Origin of the sequence: Filimonas lacunae (assembly GCF_002355595.1) — a bacterium.
GTDB classification, from domain to species: Bacteria; Bacteroidota; Bacteroidia; order Chitinophagales; family Chitinophagaceae; genus Filimonas; species Filimonas lacunae.
The window spans coordinates 3,553,651-3,572,485 of the sequence record NZ_AP017422.1; the positions used below are offsets into that span (position 1 = coordinate 3,553,651).

At 50.3% G+C, this 18,835-nt stretch carries 13 protein-coding genes; 8 read left to right on the plus strand and 5 right to left on the minus strand.

Annotation, left to right across the window (positions count from 1 at the left end; translation table 11 throughout):
• The first annotated feature begins 98 nt into the window (after positions 1 to 98).
• Positions 99 to 1,511 (plus strand): MBL fold metallo-hydrolase, encoded by a 1,413-nt coding sequence (locus tag FLA_RS14100; protein ID WP_076378236.1) that lies wholly within the window; start codon positions 99 to 101, stop codon positions 1,509 to 1,511.
• Between the two features lie 60 nt (positions 1,512 to 1,571).
• Here the strand turns inward: FLA_RS14100 and FLA_RS14105 are convergent, their stop codons facing one another.
• A complete protein-coding gene (locus tag FLA_RS14105) occupies positions 1,572 to 3,347 on the minus strand; it encodes a glycoside hydrolase family 2 TIM barrel-domain containing protein (RefSeq protein WP_076378234.1) in 1,776 nt (591 codons plus the stop codon).
• Positions 3,348 to 3,501: 154 nt separating this feature from the next.
• Between FLA_RS14105 and FLA_RS14110 the strand changes: the two genes are divergently transcribed.
• From FLA_RS14110 to FLA_RS14135, 6 genes are all read left to right on the plus strand, one after another.
• Entirely contained in the window at positions 3,502 to 4,101 is a 600-nt protein-coding gene (locus tag FLA_RS14110) for an RNA polymerase sigma factor (RefSeq protein WP_076378232.1), read from the plus strand.
• A gap of 99 nt (positions 4,102 to 4,200) precedes the next feature.
• On the plus strand, positions 4,201 to 5,409 hold the full coding sequence (locus tag FLA_RS14115; protein ID WP_076378230.1) for a FecR family protein: 1,209 nt from the start codon (positions 4,201 to 4,203) through the stop codon (positions 5,407 to 5,409).
• Between the two features lie 163 nt (positions 5,410 to 5,572).
• Positions 5,573 to 8,935 carry a TonB-dependent receptor gene (locus tag FLA_RS14120; protein WP_084206165.1) on the plus strand — a complete coding sequence of 1,121 codons (3,363 nt, stop codon included), beginning with the start codon at positions 5,573 to 5,575 and terminating at the stop codon, positions 8,933 to 8,935.
• Between the two features lie 18 nt (positions 8,936 to 8,953).
• Positions 8,954 to 10,396 (plus strand): RagB/SusD family nutrient uptake outer membrane protein, encoded by a 1,443-nt coding sequence (locus FLA_RS14125; protein ID WP_076378226.1) that lies wholly within the window; start codon positions 8,954 to 8,956, stop codon positions 10,394 to 10,396.
• 27 nt (positions 10,397 to 10,423) lie between these two features.
• Positions 10,424 to 13,912, plus strand: coding sequence for a family 16 glycosylhydrolase (locus FLA_RS14130; protein ID WP_084206164.1), 3,489 nt, complete (start codon positions 10,424 to 10,426; stop codon positions 13,910 to 13,912).
• Positions 13,913 to 14,017: 105 nt separating this feature from the next.
• Positions 14,018 to 14,899, plus strand: coding sequence for a glycoside hydrolase family 16 protein (locus FLA_RS14135; protein ID WP_084206163.1), 882 nt, complete (start codon positions 14,018 to 14,020; stop codon positions 14,897 to 14,899).
• A gap of 90 nt (positions 14,900 to 14,989) precedes the next feature.
• Here FLA_RS14135 and FLA_RS14140 read toward each other — a convergent pair whose 3' ends face one another.
• From FLA_RS14140 to FLA_RS14155, 4 genes are read right to left on the minus strand one after another with little or no spacing between them, the layout of a single operon-like run.
• Positions 14,990 to 15,955 (minus strand): hypothetical protein, encoded by a 966-nt coding sequence (locus tag FLA_RS14140; protein ID WP_076378222.1) that lies wholly within the window; start codon positions 15,953 to 15,955, stop codon positions 14,990 to 14,992.
• Positions 15,956 to 15,959: 4 nt separating this feature from the next.
• Entirely contained in the window at positions 15,960 to 16,679 is a 720-nt protein-coding gene (locus tag FLA_RS14145; protein ID WP_076378220.1) for a metallophosphoesterase, read from the minus strand.
• Positions 16,651 to 17,181, minus strand: coding sequence for a hypothetical protein (locus FLA_RS14150; protein ID WP_084206161.1), 531 nt, complete (start codon positions 17,179 to 17,181; stop codon positions 16,651 to 16,653). The genes FLA_RS14145 and FLA_RS14150 overlap by 29 nt, the downstream gene beginning before the upstream one ends.
• Positions 17,178 to 17,708, minus strand: a complete 531-nt coding sequence (locus tag FLA_RS14155; protein ID WP_197705898.1) for a hypothetical protein — start codon at positions 17,706 to 17,708, stop codon at positions 17,178 to 17,180. The genes FLA_RS14150 and FLA_RS14155 overlap by 4 nt, the downstream gene beginning before the upstream one ends.
• Positions 17,709 to 17,969: 261 nt before the next feature.
• On the opposite strand from FLA_RS14155, the gene FLA_RS14160 reads away from it, so the two are divergent.
• Positions 17,970 to 18,749, plus strand: coding sequence for a transglutaminase-like domain-containing protein (locus tag FLA_RS14160; RefSeq protein WP_076378218.1), 780 nt, complete (start codon positions 17,970 to 17,972; stop codon positions 18,747 to 18,749).
• Positions 18,750 to 18,835: the final 86 nt, after the last annotated feature.

Here is an 18,835-nt window from a genome sequence, read left to right on the forward strand (position 1 = left end):
AATAAAGCATACATCACTAAAACAAGCAACACTACAGCTAATGGCAGCTGTAAATAATTCCCGGCACAATTAGTGATTTCCAATGGAAAACACCACAGATGAGAATTGCTTTTCATGGAGCGGCACAAACTGTCACAGGCTCTAAACACTTGATTACTTTAGAAGATGGAACCGCTATATTGCTCGATTGCGGAATGTTCCAGGGCATGGGCGCACAAACGGAAAGCCTGAACCAGTCTTTCGGGTTTGATGCAGCGCAGGTAAGCTTTGTAATACTGTCCCATGCGCATATTGACCATAGCGGGTTGTTGCCTAAGCTGGTGAAAGAAGGGTTTAAGGGTAAAATTTATTGTACCGCCCCTACGAGACAGTTAGCCAGCATTCTGTTGCTTGACTCAGCTAATATTCAGAAAAACACAGCGCATACACCACATGGCAGCAAAGAAGAAATACCCTCCGATCCGTTTTACGATGTAGACGACGTAATAGCCACCTTGCCCTTACTGGAAGTAGTGGACTATAATACCTGGACGGTGTTGCAGCCAGGTGTGGAGCTGTTGCTAACCGATGCCGGCCATTTGCTGGGCAGTGCAGCCGTACACCTGAAAATTACAGAAGACGATATTACCCAACAGGTAACCTTCAGCGGCGATATTGGCCGGTACCGCCATCCCCTGCTTTGTCCGCCACAGGAGTTTCCGCAGGCAGACTATATCATTATGGAAAGCACCTATGGCGCCAGTCTGCACGATCCCTTGTTCAGCACTACCGACGAACTGATGAAGCTGATACAGGATACCTGCATCCGTAAAAAAGGAAAATTAGTGATACCCGCATTCAGCCTGGGACGTACACAAGAGCTATTGGTGTACCTGAAACAATTAACCCTGGAAAACAGGCTGGGCGATATCCCGGTAATTGTAGACAGTCCGCTGAGCCTGGCTGCAACGGAGATATTTACCGAGTACACCAACTGCTTTAACGAGCGTATTGCCGCACTGGCACAAGCCAATGAAAATCCGTTTGAGTTTCCGGGCCTGCATTGGACACGATGTGTAGAAGACAGCATTAAGATCAAAGGCATTACCGAACCCGCTATTATCATTGCGGCAAGCGGCATGGCCGATGCCGGACGCATTCGCCATCATATAGCAGACACCATACAGGATGCCAATAACACGATATTGCTGGTAGGCTATTGCGCTCCCGGTTCGCTGGGCGGACAGCTATTGTCAGGCGCACAGGAAGTAGTGATTAACGGTCAGGAATACCCCGTGATGGCTTCTGTTAAAAGTATGAGTAGCATGAGCGCTCATGGCGATTATGAAAACCTTTGTCAATTCCTTGCCTGCCAGGAACCGGCAGCCGTGAAAAAGATCTTCCTGGTACATGGCGAGCCGAAAGTGCAGGAAGAATTACAGAAACGATTACAGCATAAAGGCTTTATGCAGGTACATATACCAGAGCTGCACGAAGTATGCGCGTTATCCCAGGTGCCGGTAGCCGTGTAAATATACATGCCTGCTGTCATCGCATTTTCACGGCGCTGCCAGCAGGCATGCTCCTTTCGCTTATTTACCAGATGCCAGCAATCCTGCCGGCACTTTTAATGCACCCGATGCAAAATCAATTAACCCGTTGCGCTCTTCTTCAATATCGGTAGCCTGTGTGTATACATCACCGGCAATAGGTCTTTTTCGCAATTCCGCTTTAAAAAGCGTTATCTGTTTACTACGTTCATTGTTATCATTTGGGCCGCCATAATCGGCAAAACCAAATCCACCCCATTCGCTCACCATCAATGGCACCTGTTTTCTGAAAAAGAACGGATCGCCCACTACCAGCGGAAAAGCCACTACGCCCGATTGTTTACCAATGGTAAGCAAGTCCAGCAGCTCGGCCCATTTGGTAATATTGGCAGTATACATATGTGCAGTAAGCAGATCGCTTTTTAAGCGCCCTTCAAAGGAAATATGCTGCCAGCCGTCGTTGTCTACCACCAGGAATTCGGGATGCGCCAACTGCATAAAATGATACATATCGGTTATGTACTGGCGCGTTTCGGGATTAGTAGCAATATCCTGCGCGCCCCAGTCTTCATTGTATAAACTCCATATAATAATAGAAGGATGCGTACCCGTTAAGGCCAGCATACGCAGCAACTCGGCCCGGTGGTTTTCGCGGCTTTTAGGAGACGACCGGTGCGGACTGGGCACTTCTACCCACAACAGCATACCCAGCTTATCGGCCAGGTCATAAATACGCGGATCAACACCGGCTATATGTATACGCACCAGGTTACACCCCAGCGCTTTCATTGCATACATATGTTGTTTAATGAGCTCATACCCGGCCACACCGGGCTGGTACAATATGCCATCCAGGTACACCGGTGTATTATTCAGGTAAATATGTCCTCCCCTGGCTTCTATCTTCCTTAGCCCAAAAAGCGTTTCAATTTCTGCACTGTATCCCGCTGCATCCTGTAACAGTGCTACCAGCCTGTATAAATGCGGGCTTTCCGGCGTCCAGTGCAGCGCATTGGGTATGGCAATTACCAGGCGTTGTTTTTTCTGCCCGGCTTCTATCAGCATCGAATATTCATCTGTAGCAACAGGCAGGTCGGGCAACTGCCCCTGTTTAAACACCTGTAGCCTGATCGTATACATTCCTGCATCGTGAATGCGCGTGGTAAAGTTGAACCGTACCAGGTTATCTTCAATAGTGCTTACTACGCCCATGCGCGAGCGCAGGCGGTTGCGTTCTACGGTTTCCAGCCAGATGCTGCGTACGCCGCCGGTATAGGTCTGGTACCAGATGCCGCCCCGTTTGTATACCAATGATTCCTGTTTACCCCTGGGCGTATCAGCATCCATCGAACTTTCAATACGAATGGTCAACCGGCTTACTGCCTGTAGCAGACTATCATCCAGCTCGTACGAAAAGGAAGTATACTCTCCCCTATGCACCTCTTCCCCTTCTATGGTGCTTAGTAAAACACCATTTAACCAAACGCGCGTTTCGTATCCACAGGCACCCAGGGTTAATTGCAGCAGCGAATAAGGATCTCTGTTGGCACCGTGCTGTTCCGGAACGGGAAACTCCCTTTCGTACCAGGCCACAATGGAACCGCTCCAATATCCCTGGGCAGGCTGTAGCCTGGCCATATGGGTTTCTACACTGCCCGGCCAATGGGCAGTATGTGTGTAAGTATGTGCCAGTTGCCACTGTTCCGTTAATCCTTTATTATCCGTATCTGGTTGAAACTTCCATTCGCCGTCCAGCAATACAAATGAGTTGGGACGGATAACCGCCCTGGGCAGCGGATTGTTATCATCTATATACATTATTAAAAAACGCAACAAAATCGTACCGTGGCAATAAGGACGCTACAAAGCAACACTTTGTGAAGAATGGGGAAAATGCGCCTGAGTAAATAGAAGTAAGTGTAACAGATATATCCTTTTTTTTCCTACTTTAGAAGCCTAACGATGCCACGCTTTGCCATTTGTTCCACCATATAACGAACCGGAACTGCTATTGTGCCTTTCCAAAGGTGATCCCGATGCTTACCGCGCCCTTTTTGAGCAGTATTGGGATGCCGTATATGCCATTGCCCTGAAACTGTGCAAACAGCCCGAACTGGCGAAAGACCTGGCGCAGGAATCATTTATCAAAATATGGAACCATCGCGATAAACTTACCGGGGTTACGCATTTTACACCTTTCCTGTTTACGTTGACGCGCCACCTGGTAATTGACCACCTGCGCCGCAAAGTGTTTACCGTAGGCAACGAAGCGTATTTAACCGCCTATTTCAGCGATGATGCCGGTACACCGCAGGAGAAAGCAGAATATAAAGAACTGGAACACCTGCTGAACCGGGCGGTAAACAGCCTGCCCCCGCAAATGCAGCAGGTGTTCCGGCTTAGTCGTTTTGAAGGATTAAGCCATGCCGAAATAGCCCTGCGGATGAACATTACCCGTGTTACCTCCAAATCGTACATGGTGCGGGCTCTCAACGGCATACGGCAGTATTTAAGCCAGTATAGCGATGAACAATACCTGCTGCCGCTGCTGCTGTGTTTACTGCTGGGATAAAAATATTTTTACACCCACGCATTCCCCCGCTTCTAAATTACGTCTTGTTAGTAACAGCCCGTTTTACAGGTAGCCAATACGGGTGCTTTAACAAGCCATATGAACAATCAGGAACTGCTGAACCAGCTATGGGAGAAATACCTGTCTGATCAGAAAATGACGGAAGGCGAACTGGCGCAATTGCGCGCACTGGTGCAAAACACACAATACCAGCCCCAGCTGGAACAACTGCTGCACACCTTATATTCCGAAAAACAACAGGATTACCCGGCTGCCGACACCAGCGCCCGGGAAGCTTTTACAGAAGTATGGGCACGCCTGCAAACCACCACCCCACAAGCAACACCTGCCCCCGTGGCCGGCATGCCTCCGCGCCGGTGGTGGCGTTATGCTGCCGCTGCTATACTGGCACTCAGCGCCGCAGCCACCGTTTATTACGGATTACAGCGGGATAAAGCCCCTACACCACTGGCACGGCATGGTGCCGACAGCAGCCAGCCTATACAACCCGGTAGCAACAAAGCACTGCTTACACTGGCCGATGGTTCTGTGATTGCCTTAAACGATGCACAGAACGGCACACTGGCCCGGCAAGGCAATACACAGGTGGTAAAACTGGCCAATGGTCAACTCGCTTATCAAAACAAGCAGGGCGCAGGCACAGCAGGCTTATATAATACCATACATACGCCCCGTGGCGGCAAGTATCATATCACCCTGCCCGATGGCAGCCAGGTATGGCTCAACGCCGCCAGCAGCCTGTATTACCCTACCACGTTTGCCGGTGCCGCCCGGGAGGTTACGCTTACCGGCGAAGCTTATTTTGAAATAGCCCCTAACAGCGCCATGCCTTTTCGCGTAAAGGTGGGCGATATGCAGGTGAATGTATTGGGCACACAATTTAACATCAATGCCTACGAGGAGGAAGCCGCCATACACACCACCCTGCTACAGGGCAGTGTGCAGGTGAAAGCCGGCGCAGCGCAACAACTGCTAAAGCCCGCCCAGCGCGCCAGCCTGCAACGCAGCAACGGCAGTTTACAGGTACAAAACAACGTGGACACAGAAGAAGCCATTGCCTGGAAGAATGGCCTGGTGCAGTTTGCCGGCACCGACATACATGCTGCCATGCGTATGATTGCACGCTGGTACGATGTGGAGGTGGAATACAAAGGCGATATACCCAACGCCCATTTCAGAGGAGCCTTATCCAGTAATGCAGCCGTAACAGAAGTGTTGCACATGATGCAACAAACAGGCGAAGTACATTTTGAAATAAGCGGGCGAAAGATTATAGTATTACCCTGATCAATGATTAATAAAAATTAATACCAAAGCTATGAGTCCCTGATAACGATATACACGCTTGCCGCCGGAGCCTAAAAAAACCGGAAGTGTTCGTACCACTTCCGGCTAACTATCAGGCTCACTAACTGATACTCCATTTAGTAACGCCGACTATAACAAATGTATGCCATTCAAGATTGTTTGCCAAAGAGGGCCGCTGCGTGCTGCCCTCCACACCCGCTATTCATTACAATTACCCGCCAAATGGTTACTGATGATGAAACTAACCATGCTAATGCTATTAATAGCCACACTACAGGTGCATGCCAGGGGCCATGCACAGAACATTACCTTATCGATGCGCAACACGCCTTTAGACAAAGTGTTTAAAGAGATACGGAAGCAAACCGGCTACCTGTTCCTGTATACCGATGAGCAGATAGCCACTGCCAGAACGGTTACGCTGGAAGTGCAGAACCAGCCGCTGGACAAAGTGCTGGAACAATGCTTTCGCTCGCAACCACTGGTGTATGACATCACCGGCAAAACCGTTATCATCAAACGTAAACCACTGACCACTACCCTGCTGAATGCCACGTTCGACGGCACCGTAAAGGGCCGCATTACCGACGACAAAGGCAATGCTGTAGCTGGCGCCGCTGTGCAGGAAAAAGGCACCAGCAATGGCGCACTTACCAACGAGAGCGGCAACTTTGAAATAAAGGTGGCCGGCACTGATGCCATACTGGTGATTACCTCGCTGGGGTTTGACCGGCAGGAGATTGCCCTGAAAGGCAGAAGCAACATAGATATTAGCCTGGTAGCCGTTGCCGCCGACATGAAAGAACTGATAGTGATAGGCTATGGCGAACAGCGCCGTGGTGCCGTAAGCAGCGCTATCACTACCGTAAGTTCCAGCACGTTTAAAGAGCAACCTGTAAACCGACTTGACCAGGTGTTACAAGGCCGTGCCGCCGGCGTGCAGGTAACCAATTCCACCGGCGCACCCGGTGGTGCCGTGCGCATACGCATACGCGGCTCTAACTCCATCAATGGTGATAACAGTCCCCTGTACGTGGTAGATGGCTTTGTAGGGGCCGATTTCAGCGCTATTAACCCCGACGACCTGGAAAGCATACAGATACTCAAAGATGCCGCTGCTACGGCTATCTATGGCAGTCGTGGTGCCAATGGCGTGGTGATACTCACCACCAAAAAAGGTGCTAAAGGCGCAGCCCGTGTCAATGCCACGGCACGCGCATCTACCTCCGGTGTATTGAAAAAGCTGTCGCTGCTCAATGCCGGTGATTTTGCCGAAACAGCCAATGCCCATGCAGTAGCTACCGGGGCCGCTTCGCCTTTTACACAGGCGCAGGTAGATTCGTTTAAACGTGTAGGTGGCACCAACTGGCAGGACGAGATCTTTCGCCAGGCAAGCGGTAAAGAGTACCTGCTGAATGTTTCGGGTGGCACGGAAAAAGGCGGATACTTTATATCGGGCGATTACCTGGATCAGGATGGCGTTATCAACAACTCCTTCTTTAAACGGTATAACCTGCGCTCGAACATCAACGCTAAACTCAACGACTGGGTAACCGCATCGCTGAACATACAGGGCAGTTACAGCAGCTCGCAAAATATAGATATACCGGCCGATGGGCCGCACAGTCCGCTGGCACAGGCCATCACCTGGTCGCCCACCGTACCGGTGCGCAACAGCGTAGGCGGTTATACCGCTACCGATCCCGTTAGCTCGGTATTCTTTAACCCTGTAGCGCTCACTACGGAACAGCTGACCGTTACAGAAAGAATGCTGGCCAATATGATCGGCGGTTTTAAGTTCAGACTGCTTACCGGGCTGTCGCTGAATGTACAGTATGGCGTCAACTACCTCGGTTACGAAAACAAAAGCTTTGCCGGCAAAGTGGTCAACTCCGGCAGCTCTATAGCCAGCCTGCGTTCTAATAAAGAAATTCGTTTACAAAGCACCAACACGCTTAACTACCACAAGCTGCTGCACAACGTACACAGCCTGGATGCCACGGCGGTGATGGAATACCAGCAGAACACCTATAACTATATGAGTGCCGGCGCCTCCAACCTCAACTACGAATCGTTTATGTGGAACAATATTGCCCTGGGCACACCCGGCACGCCCGGCTCCGGTACCAGCAAGTCTTCGCTGTTTTCGTTGATGGGCCGCGTGAACTATGGTTATAAAGATAAATACCTGTTATCTGCCGGGTTACGCAGGGATGGTTCGTCTAAATTCGCAGGCAGCAACAAATACAGCTACTTCCCTTCTGTATCGGCCGCCTGGGTATTATCCGAAGAATCGTTCCTGCGGCATATGCCCGTGTTCAGTAACCTGAAGCTGCGTGGCAGCTGGGGCCTTACCGGCAACCAGGGTATTGATGCGTACAGCACCTATTCTACTTATTCTAACCGCGTGGCTTCCTTTACCAGCACCTCCTCCCAAACCGGCATTGTACTGGGCAATATTGGCAACCCCGACCTGAAATGGGAAACCACTGAACAAAAAGACATAGGTATAGAACTGGGATTAGGCAAAGGCCGTGTAGCCGTTACCGCTGATTATTTTATCAAAGACACGCGCGACCTGCTGCTGACAGAAACACTGCCGCTGTACCTGGGTGGTAATCCCATTACCCGCAATGCTGGTGCAGTGCAGAACAAAGGTTTTGAAATAGGCATTGAAGCCACGGTGATTGATAAAGAAGCGCTGCGGTGGACAAGTTTGTTCAATGCCAGCTTTGTAAAAACCCGCGTGATCTCTACCGGTCAGAACAAGATCATCTTCGACCCTAACAATCGCAAAATAGGCGGCGGCATGTCGCCCCAGAGTGAATTTGTAGTGACAGCCGGTCAGCCCCTGGGCGCTATTTGGGGACTCACCTACCTGGGTACCTGGAAACCCGGCGATACCAAAGCGGGCGATTTTGGGGCCAAAGCTGGCGACTCACGCTACCTGGATAAAACCGGTGACAATGTAATAGACGCGAGTGATTATGGTGTAATAGGCACCGGCGTACCCACTACCAGCCTGGGCTTTAACAACACCGTTAGCTACAAAGGTTTTACCCTGAACATCTTTATACATGCCCTGCTGCACTTTGATAAACTCAACTATAACAAAGCAGCCGCTATGTATCATGGCGGTGATGCACGCGAAGCCACTTATGTGGATATTAAAAACCGGTATATCCCCGGTGTGAACGAATCGTCGGATATACCTGCTTTCAGCACCACCAACCGCAACTTTACGCAGAGTACCCGCTTTTTGGAGAAAGCCGATTTTATGCGGTTGAAAAACCTGAGCCTGAGCTACGATCTGCCACGCAGCGTGCTGAAAGGCAAGGCAGGACTGAAACTGTTTATCAGCGCCACCAACGTGTTTACCGTTACCAGCTACAGCGGCATCGACCCCGAGTCGAACTCCGCATCGGGCGATATACGGCAGGGTATTGACTATGGCTCGTACCCTAATGTAAGAACCTTTACCGGTGGCTGCACCCTTAGTTTTTAACCATTCAAACAGTACACGATGCGCAACATCTATTTTATTTTGATATGTTTTTTTACCGTTTCCTGTAGCAAGCAGCTGACAGAAGACCCGGAAGGACTGGTAATAGGCTCGGAAGGCATCAGCAACCTGGCCGGACTGGAAGCAGCCCTTACCGGAGCCTATGGCAGCCTGATGGTGCCCTGGGAAAGCGGCTTTACCACTGTATCGCAGATAGCCATGACCATGGGCGGCGACGACCTTACCACCCACCCCGGCAGCAACAAAGAAGAGTTTCGCGAGTTTGACCGCTTTAGCGTGGCCGACCTCAACAGCCGCATGACGCCCATCTGGCGCGGCTGTTATAAAACCATACAAAGCACTACCAACATCATCAACAACTACACCGCCGTAACAGATGGCACCGAAGCCACCGTACAGCCCATTGTAGCCGAAGCCTATTTCTTGCGTGGCCTGTGTTATTACTGGCTTACCCGCTTCTGGGGCGATATACCTGTTATACCATCGGAAAAGTTTAGCAACAGTATGCTTACCCTCACCAAAACGGCCCCTGCCGAAGTGTATAAGCTGATAGAAGCCGACCTGCAAAAAGCAGAAGCCTGGATGCCCAATACGCGCCGCAGCGCCGGCAGGCCCAACAAAGGTTCGGTAAAAGCACTGCTGGCTGATGTATACCTTACCGAAGGCGGATGGCCGGTAAAAGATGCTTCGCGCTATGCACTGGCAGCTGCCAAAGCCAAAGAAGTGATAGACAACAAAACCACCTACGGCATAGACCTGTACCAGGGCGGCTTCCTGAAGATATTTGCCGGCGGCACCATAGAAGATGTATTTGCCCTGTACACGCGCGGACAATGGATCACCTACAACTCCTTCTACGGCTTGAGCACCATGCCCGAAGATGAAGGCGGCTGGAGTGACTTCTTCCCGGAACTCAACTTCTTTTACAACTTTCCCGAAGGTAGCCGTAAAGACGCCACCTTCTCTACCCGCTTTGCGGTGAATGGCGATTCCATCCCCTGGCAAAGCACCACCACCAAACATCCGTATTATAAAAAGTTCACCATACAATCGGGCACCAAAGCCACTTATATGTCGGCCAACCCGGTGATTATGATACGCTATGCCCATGTGCTGCTGACATACGCCGAAGCACAGGCCCACAGCGGCACCGTAAGCACCGAAGCCTATGCCGCCATTAACGCCGTGCGCACCCGTGCCGGGTTGGGCAACCTGCCCACGGGACTAAGCTCCGATGCGTTTATCAACGCCGTAGTGGATGAAAGGGCCTGGGAGTTTGCCGGTGAATGGAACCGCTGGTTTGACCTGGTGCGACTGGAAAAGGTAGAAGCCGCCAACGCCAATAAAAACCCGGACGATTTACAGCCTAACGGCACCATTACTAAAAAGAATTATTTATTACCTATTCCTGGCGCAGATGCCTTAATGAATCCCAATTTATAACGGCTTTTCGATTTTAAATGCAGCTATATGAAACCAATGACAACGCAGCCCAACGGGCGTAACCTTGTTATGCCCCGGCTTATCCCGATAGTACTACTAATGATACTCACCACCCTGTTCCACAGTTCGTTACACGCGCAGTTTTTACTGCTGGATGATATGGAAGGCAACGGCCCCTGCGCCGGCAAATGGGATTATTACGCAGGCAACACCACCACCGGCAAAGTATTGTATGGTGTAAACAACCCCGCACCCGGCGGTTTAAACACCAGCCCCAAAGTGGCCCAGTTTATTAAAGACACTACCAGCTTTGAATGGATGAGCGCCGGATGCAGCCTGCCCGATAGCTTTGACCTGCACGGCAACACCGTATTTAAACTACTGGTGTATAGTAATGTAAAAGAAGCCGTGCTGTTTAAACTACAACCCGGCACCAACTATAACAAAGCCGTATACTTCACCTATACCATTAAAAATATCAACACCTGGGAAGAAGCCAGCTTCGACTTCCAGAGTGTGCGCACCCGCACCGACCTCAACCGCATAGAAGTGCATTATGCCGATGGTAAAAAAGCCAACGGCATCCTGTATTTCGACCTGGTGCAAGGCCCAGACCCTGTTTCCATTACCGTAGCCAACACCCGCATTACCATGGGGCAGGAACAAGGTACCGTGCTGCAAGCCACTGTACACGGCAACACCTTTACACATGCCCTCAACAAAAACAGCTGGACAGCCCGCTGGCCCTCCGGCGTAAGCATCGACAGCCTGCAACGCGTAAACGATTCTGTAGTGAACATTGTACTGGCCGGCAACTCCACCGAAGTATATTCCCGCTACGAAGCTAAACTCACTATTGCAGGCAATCAGCTGGATAGTTCCGGCGCAGCACAGTACACGGCCAAAGGCACTGTAGTGTTCGCCGGCAACCCCAGCTACACACTCATTTTTGCCGACGAGTTCAACGGCACCGGCAAACCCGATTATACCAAATGGACAATAGACCCACGCCCCAAAGGCTGGATCAATGGCGAACAACAGGTATACACCGATAGCAGTTACGATAACGCCCGCATGCGCAACGGCTGCCTGGTGATCACCGGCCGAAAAGACTATCCCAACTACAACACCACCGAACCGTGGAGCAGTGGCCGCGTCATTACCCAAAACAAAGTAGACTTCAAATACGGCAAAGTAGAAGTACGCGCTCGCCTGCCCCGCGCACGTGGTTCATGGCCCGCTATCTGGCTGATGCCCACCACCAGCGCCTATGGCGACTGGCCCAAAAGCGGCGAGCTGGATGTAATGGAGCATGTAGGCAATAACTTCGGCACCGTGTTAAGCACCGTGCATACACAGAACAACAACTGGATGAACGGCAGCCACACCTCTGCCAGTAAAGTGCTGGCCAATGTAGATAGCGTGTTTCATGTATACGCGATGGAGTGGAATGAAGACAGTATACGCTTCACCTACGATGGCGTAAAATGCTACACCTATGTAAACCCGAAAACCGACTGGAAAGACTGGCCCTTTGATCAGAAATTTCATATCATATTAAACGTAGCCATCGGCGGTGGTATGGGTGGCGCTATTACCGAAGCAGACTGGCCCGATAGTATGCTGGTAGATTATGTGCGCGTATACCAACAGGGCATAGGCACACCCGTACTGGACAGCATTAGCCTTACCCCTGCCAACCGCGCTTATATATCCGGCAAAAGCTACCAGTATACCAGCAAAGTATTTGATCAGAACGACTTTCCTCTGCCCGTAACACCCGTGTACAGCATTACCGGCACCGGCAACAGCATTACTACCGGCGGACGCGCCACAGTAGCACAGCCCGGCACCATTACCGCCACCGCTATCTACAATGGCGATACCATACGTGCCACTGCCAACGCCACCCTACGCGCCGCCAACTATAAACCCGTGCCCGCCCGTATAGAAGCCGAAGCATTCGACTACAGCAACACCTGCTGTACCGAAACCGCGCAGGACACCAGCGGCGTGCTGGACGTAAGCTATATAGCCAATACCAGTTTTATGGAATACGATATACAAACCCCATGGGCCGGCAGCTACCGCCTGCAACTGCGCGTGGCCGTAAACACCGCCAGCAGCGTGCGCATACTACTGGGCGATAGCCTGCTTACCACCCTGCAACTACCTGCCAGTGGTGGCTGGCAAAACTGGATAACCGTAACTACCCCGCCCCTGCAACTACCCGGCGGCAATCAAACACTGGTGCTGCAAAGCGCCACCAGCGGCTGGAATTTTAACTGGCTGAAAGTGATACGCGCCACCGATGTTACCCTGGCCCGCATAGCCGTAACGCCCGACAGCACCAGCGTATTCATCAATGCCCGCAAGCCCTTTAAAGCCGCCGCCTACGCCAGCGACAGCAGCCGTATAGACCTGCCCTTTACCTGGTCGGTACCCACCAAAGCCGGTGTAATAGACACCAAAGGCGTGATCACCGCCAGCGACACACCCGGCGTTTACTATGTAAAAGCCCACTACAACAGTATGTTCGGAAAAGCGAAAATAAACGTGCTGGCCCTACCCAAACTGGCGCGCATAAAAGTGGTACCCGATAGCCTTACCCTACCCTTAGGCGCATCGCAACAATACACCACACAAGGCTTTGACCAGTATGGCAGCGCGTTTGCCTTTACCGGCGCTACATGGAGTGTAACCGGCACCGGCAACACCGTTAGCAGCACCGGCGTGGTTACCGCTACCACCAACACCGGCAGCTATACCGTTACCGCCACTAAAGACAGCATCAGCGGCACCGCCCTGTTTACCACCGGCTATGGCTGCACCTTTAAAAAACGCATAGAAGCCGAAAGCAGCACCAGCCGCAGCACCGTGCCTACCCTGGAAACCACTACCGACACCAGCGGCGGCCAAAACTTCACCGGCATAGGCTACAATCACTGGTTTGGTTATAGCACCCTGGGCATTCCCGTAAAAGGCAGATACAACGTCAGTTTCCGTGTGCTTACCACCGCACCCGCACAGGTAAAACTGGCCAACACCGGCGTGGTATACGGCATCATCAACCTGCCCAACACCAACGGACAATGGGCCACTATCACCGATACCATGACCATACCTGCCATCAGCTATGCCAATGTGATACAGCATTCCGGCACCTTTAAGTTTAACTGGTTTGCCATTGACAACTGCGCCAACGCCCCTGCCCCCGACAGCAGCAGCCTGCGTGCAAACACACTGGCCACCTTGCCGGGCAAAACCGCACCAGCAACCAACACCTTGCAGGTGTATCCTAACCCGGTAAACGAAACCATCACCATAGAAACCGGCAACCGCCCCTACAAAACCATGCAGTTACTGGACATGAGCGGCCGCCTGCTGCAACAATGGCCCGTGCCCGCAGGAGCCACCCGGTTCACCACCCACCTGGGTAATATACCCGTGGGTAATTATATCATACGACTACAGGGCAACACCGCCCCGGCGTCAGTTAAAATCATCAAACAATAACCATTCCCCCGCAAGCGGCGGTTCTTCCCAGGAAACACCGCCGCTTGCCTTTATCTTTATAACACCGGTTTACATTATTACCATACTTAAAACGTGATTGCTATTATGAATCAACTGACAGCACCCCATCCCCCACATGGACGTTTCTTTACATTGGCCCTGCTACTACTCACACAACTGCTACCTGCAAAGCAGGCACATGCCCGCTTTCAGCAGCAGCAAAAGCCCAAAGCCCCCACCGGCTACCACCTGGTATACGCCGATGAGTTTAACGGCACCGGCAAACCCGACACCACCAAATGGACATGGGAAGCCCGCCCCAAAGGCGCTACCAACAACGAAGAACAGGTATACACCGATAACACCCGCGACAACGCCACACTTCGCAACGGCTGCCTGATCATCACCGGTAAAAAAGACTACCCCACCAAAGACACCGCCGCCCCGTGGAGCAGCGCCCGCTTAGTAAGCCGCCACAAAATGGACTTCCTCTATGGCAAAGTAGAAGTACGCGCCAAACTACCCCGCGCCCGCGGCTCGTGGCCTGCCATCTGGCTGATGCCCACCGAAAGTCTGTACGGCCGTTGGCCCCGCAGCGGCGAAATAGATATTATGGAACATACCGGCAACAACTACGGCACCGTACTCAGCAGCGTACACACCGAAAACAGGAACTGGATGAACGGCGGCAACCTCACCCGTGACAAACACCTCATCAACGTAGATACCACCTTTCACATATACGCACTGGAATGGACAGCCGACTCCCTGCGCTTCACCTACGATGATATACACTGCTACACTTTTGTAAACCCAAACACCCGGAGCCCCAAAGACTGGCCCTTTGATCAGAAATTTTATGTGATACTCAATGTAGCCATTGGCGGCATGATGGGTGGCGCTATAACAGATGCAGACTGGCCGGATAGCATGGTAGTGGATTATGTGCGGGTGTATCAAAAACGCAGTAGCCAACACAAACGATAGCCTGTTACCTGTCAGGGCCGGCATTGTACGCCAGCCCTGCTGGTAATCCGTTGTTTACAGCTTTCAAAGAAAAGTGCTACCGATACGCCGTCAGCTGTCCTTCTTCTGTTCCGCACATCTTTGCGCAATCAGGCTTAACTCACTTTGCAACACATCATTCATCAGCCAATGCGCCCAGATGGAAGCATACCAGTTGAAAGGCGTACAAATTACAAACCGGCTGGATAAGGTGATTTTACATTTGCCACCGGGCATAGATTGCAGCTCATACACATCCCCCAGCATATTCAGGTGCTTGCCACCGATCACAATATGTTCATCCAGCACGTCTGCTGCAATCTGATCAGGCAATGTTTTAATAGATAGTGCCAATTGCTTTTCCGGAATACACTGCGTTACCTTCTCGTAAAACACAAGTCCCTTTTCAAAAGTGGCCACCCGGCTACCTCCTACAGCAACGTTATCTAAACGGGTGCTTTGGTGCGTAGGAAAACCCAGCAGACCGGTGACACCCCCGTGGTGTTCATTCGCTTTAATACTATCAATATGTGTAAGCTGATGCCATACTTCCTGTGGCGTTGCATCAATCACAAGCTCACAGGCAATAACACATTCCCTGCTTACAGAGGTACGATCACCTTCCGCAAAACCCAGGCATATAGGAAGCAAGGCCAATAAGGATATTTGCAACTTATTAGGCGACTGATCTTTTTCTTTCCGGGAGCGCTTTATGCTATAAGCAATAATACCACCCAGGCCTGCCAATGAAGAATAAATGGGAAAGATCATCAGCCAACATATGGTGCCTTCTATCTCAAAATAAATAGTAAGAATTAGCAGACCAATGCATGGATACCATGGTAAAAAAAATGCACGGGAACGACTCCTTATCTTTTCATAAGGGATTAGTATGATGGTAATAAAGCCTATCAGCGCCGGCACCAGAAACAGGAAAGAAAGGCTCATAATTTCCAGTATAGAACTGAGCGAGCCATAAAGCAGTCTTATCACAAGCCCATACACTACAGTACCTAAAAGTGAAAGAGATAGTTTCATATAGTTAAGGTTGAGAGTTTACGTTTACTAAAATAATATCCTTAGTACAATTGAACCGGACAGGCAAAGTATCACCCAGCCCCTTGCTCACGAGGTACAAACACCGTCCCATAATCATTTTCAAAAAATTCTGTTGATACAGCCAACGACCGGGATACAACCCTTTATCGTTTTGCCATAACACGAACTGCGTACCGTGCAAATGCCCACCAAACACCAGGTGGTAATGTTTGATTGCTACAGACGGCCGAACAGGCTTATGCAAACAGAGTATATAAAAATTAGCCGGAGCCGCATGCCCATACGCCTGACCACCATCTATACGAACAGTAAAGCGGGCAGTCAGCGGAACATAAGCCGGCTCCTTTTCCAGCCAGCACACTCCATTGCGTCGCATAATTGTTTGTATGGTATCAATGCTTCTCCAATAGTCATGATTACCTGCGATGGCAAATACATTTTTGCGATGCCTGATAGTTTGTAAGAAATACTCCAGCCACTTTCTGCCGCTGCTGCTATCGGCATAATCACCACCGAGCAACAGAATATCCGGATTTACCGCTTCAATAGTTTGCAGCAACCGGAGTACCAGACTTTGGCTATACCGGGTAAAATGAAAGTCGGATAAATAGAGTACACAAAAAGCCGGACCATCCCCCATGGAGTAGCGCTCTTGCCTTACTTCAAAAGCATCATTATACCCTATGTTCCATTTCTTTTTCATACCATATTAATATAGCCAGGCAGCCAATAAACCAGTTTTTAAGCCGTTCTTCCCTATTGAATAATCCCAGTAACATAAAAGCAGCAACAGGCATCACCGTTGTTACGGCTTTTATAACACCTATCTTATAAGTGAGCCGCACACTTGCCAATAGCGGATACTTTGCCTGGTCTATTAACAAAGGAAACAGGAACAGAAAATGTACCTCCGCCACGTAAAACAGAACAATAGCCAGCGGTGACAATAAAAAATGTATACGATAAAAGATCACCAGCGCAAGGATAAAAACCGCTACACTCAAACCGTATTTCATCACTCCATAAAGACCAAAAGGCGGGGTAACAGTTGATTGGCGACCATACCCTCCCCGCATAAAACAGAGCTGTTGTTGCATCCAGGCACCTCCGCCCGAAAACCATTGATCCGGCCACGGCGCCGCATCCGGCTGCAGATACAGCTGGTATTGCGCTGTAGCCAATTGAATCAATGCTTTGCTATTCATGCACAGTAAATAAGATGAAAACACGCCAGCCATGCAATACCATTGCCTAATACCAGCATACGATGGTAGATATTCTCCAGCCGCTTACACCGTTTAATATGAAACACAAACTCATCATAACTGATAGCCACTACTGTATAAATCAGCACGATCATAATAGGAATCAGGAACTTAGTAGGGCTACCACTCATCATAGCAAACCACATCAGCAGGAACATGGGCACACCACCCAAACCAAGCGCAGCCGCTTCGGCGTCCCTTTCTTTTTTAGGTATTTTCAGCTTAAGCGGATCGCGGTGAAACTGCCAGTCCAGCACACCACCTATAGTAGCCACAACCCCACAAACAGCCATTATACAATATTGCCAGGGCAGAAAAGGAAAATGATCCAGCATATGCGCATTAGGATTATCCCTGTAAATCAGCAGCAGCAAGGCAAACAGGATAGCAGGCATAAACAGTAACACAAGCGACAGGTATTGCCTGAAGCCTTTTGGGGCTGGAGCCGCCGTAACACGAGTGTTCATAATAAAGGGCAGAGGTTTGTTTTATGGGTAAATATTGTTGCAAAGCACATATGCAACGCTAAGGTCGGAAACAACTTTGAATTTCAAAGCGATTTGAGATATTTTATTTTCCCTTAATCTGACCACCCAAAACAGGTGATTTTTCTGGTACAATTATGGTGTTCCATCTTACAAGAGAAATGTTATTTTGGTGCGCAGAAAGATAATGCTACCTTGCTCCACCACTCTCTATAAAAATCACATATATAATAGGGTTCACTTATGTTATTACAGGCTTCTTCTTTTTTTGAGATGTACGCAGACGCGCCCGTTACCAGCATTTTCATGCTACGCTCCCAAAGCGGGCCTGCGCAGCTGATCAGGCAGGAAGCATTCGTCACGTCCCCACAAGTAGCCGTTAATGAGTATGTGGATGGGTATGGCAACCTTTGCCAACGCCTGGTGATACCCGGCGGCACTTTTACTTTAGAAAGCAGTGTGGTGGCGGAATGCAGCCCAACCATAGACGTGTATAGCGATGCTACGTATACGCCCGTAGAATTTCTGCCCGATAATGTGTTACAGTTTTTATTGCCCAGCAGATATTGCGAATCGGACAAAGTAACCGACCTGGCCACCCAGATCACCATGGGGGCCGCACCTGGATATGCCCAAGTAGAAGCCATACGCCACTGGGTGCATACGCATTTTACACGACAGTATGGTACCACCAACAGCTCTACCTCCGCGTTAGATGTGCTGCAAAGTAAAAACGGGGTTTGCCGGGATTTTACCCATGCAGCCATAGCCCTTTGCCGCAACCTGGATATACCGGCACGCATGGTAGTGGGTTACCTGCACCAGTTGAACCCTATGGACTTACACGCTTGGTTTGAAGCATTTGTGGGTAATCGCTGGTACACTTTTGATGCGCTGATGCCCGAGCCTATGGGTGGACGTATTATTATGGCTTTCGGGCGTGACGCTGCTGACGTTGCTTTTGCCAGTCATTTTGGAAATGTACAGTTACAACGCATGGAAGTAACTGTAAAAGAAATATAGCTTTTCCAGGCAACCGGTATTTTTCCGCTTTGCGTAAACGCTTTTCCCTTTACAGGTAGGTACACCGGTAAAACCGCGCCAGCTTT

Excerpts from the sequence above, each read along its gene's own strand:
- FLA_RS14140 (WP_076378222.1), bottom strand. The coding sequence starts at position 15,955 with ATGAAACTATCTCTTTCACTTTTAGGTACTGTAGTGTATGGGCTTGTG.
- FLA_RS14155 (WP_197705898.1), bottom strand. The coding sequence starts at position 17,708 with ATGAACACTCGTGTTACGGCGGCTCCAGCCCCAAAAGGCTTCAGGCAA.
- FLA_RS14135 (WP_084206163.1), top strand. The coding sequence starts at position 14,018 with ATGAATCAACTGACAGCACCCCATCCCCCACATGGACGTTTCTTTACA.
- FLA_RS14115 (WP_076378230.1), top strand. The coding sequence starts at position 4,201 with ATGAACAATCAGGAACTGCTGAACCAGCTATGGGAGAAATACCTGTCT.
- FLA_RS14130 (WP_084206164.1), top strand. The coding sequence starts at position 10,424 with ATGAAACCAATGACAACGCAGCCCAACGGGCGTAACCTTGTTATGCCC.
- FLA_RS14160 (WP_076378218.1), top strand. The coding sequence starts at position 17,970 with ATGTTATTACAGGCTTCTTCTTTTTTTGAGATGTACGCAGACGCGCCC.
- FLA_RS14105 (WP_076378234.1), bottom strand. The coding sequence starts at position 3,347 with ATGTATATAGATGATAACAATCCGCTGCCCAGGGCGGTTATCCGTCCC.
- FLA_RS14150 (WP_084206161.1), bottom strand. The coding sequence starts at position 17,181 with ATGAATAGCAAAGCATTGATTCAATTGGCTACAGCGCAATACCAGCTG.
- FLA_RS14145 (WP_076378220.1), bottom strand. The coding sequence starts at position 16,679 with ATGAAAAAGAAATGGAACATAGGGTATAATGATGCTTTTGAAGTAAGG.
- FLA_RS14100 (WP_076378236.1), top strand. The coding sequence starts at position 99 with ATGAGAATTGCTTTTCATGGAGCGGCACAAACTGTCACAGGCTCTAAA.
- FLA_RS14120 (WP_084206165.1), top strand. The coding sequence starts at position 5,573 with ATGCCATTCAAGATTGTTTGCCAAAGAGGGCCGCTGCGTGCTGCCCTC.
- FLA_RS14125 (WP_076378226.1), top strand. The coding sequence starts at position 8,954 with ATGCGCAACATCTATTTTATTTTGATATGTTTTTTTACCGTTTCCTGT.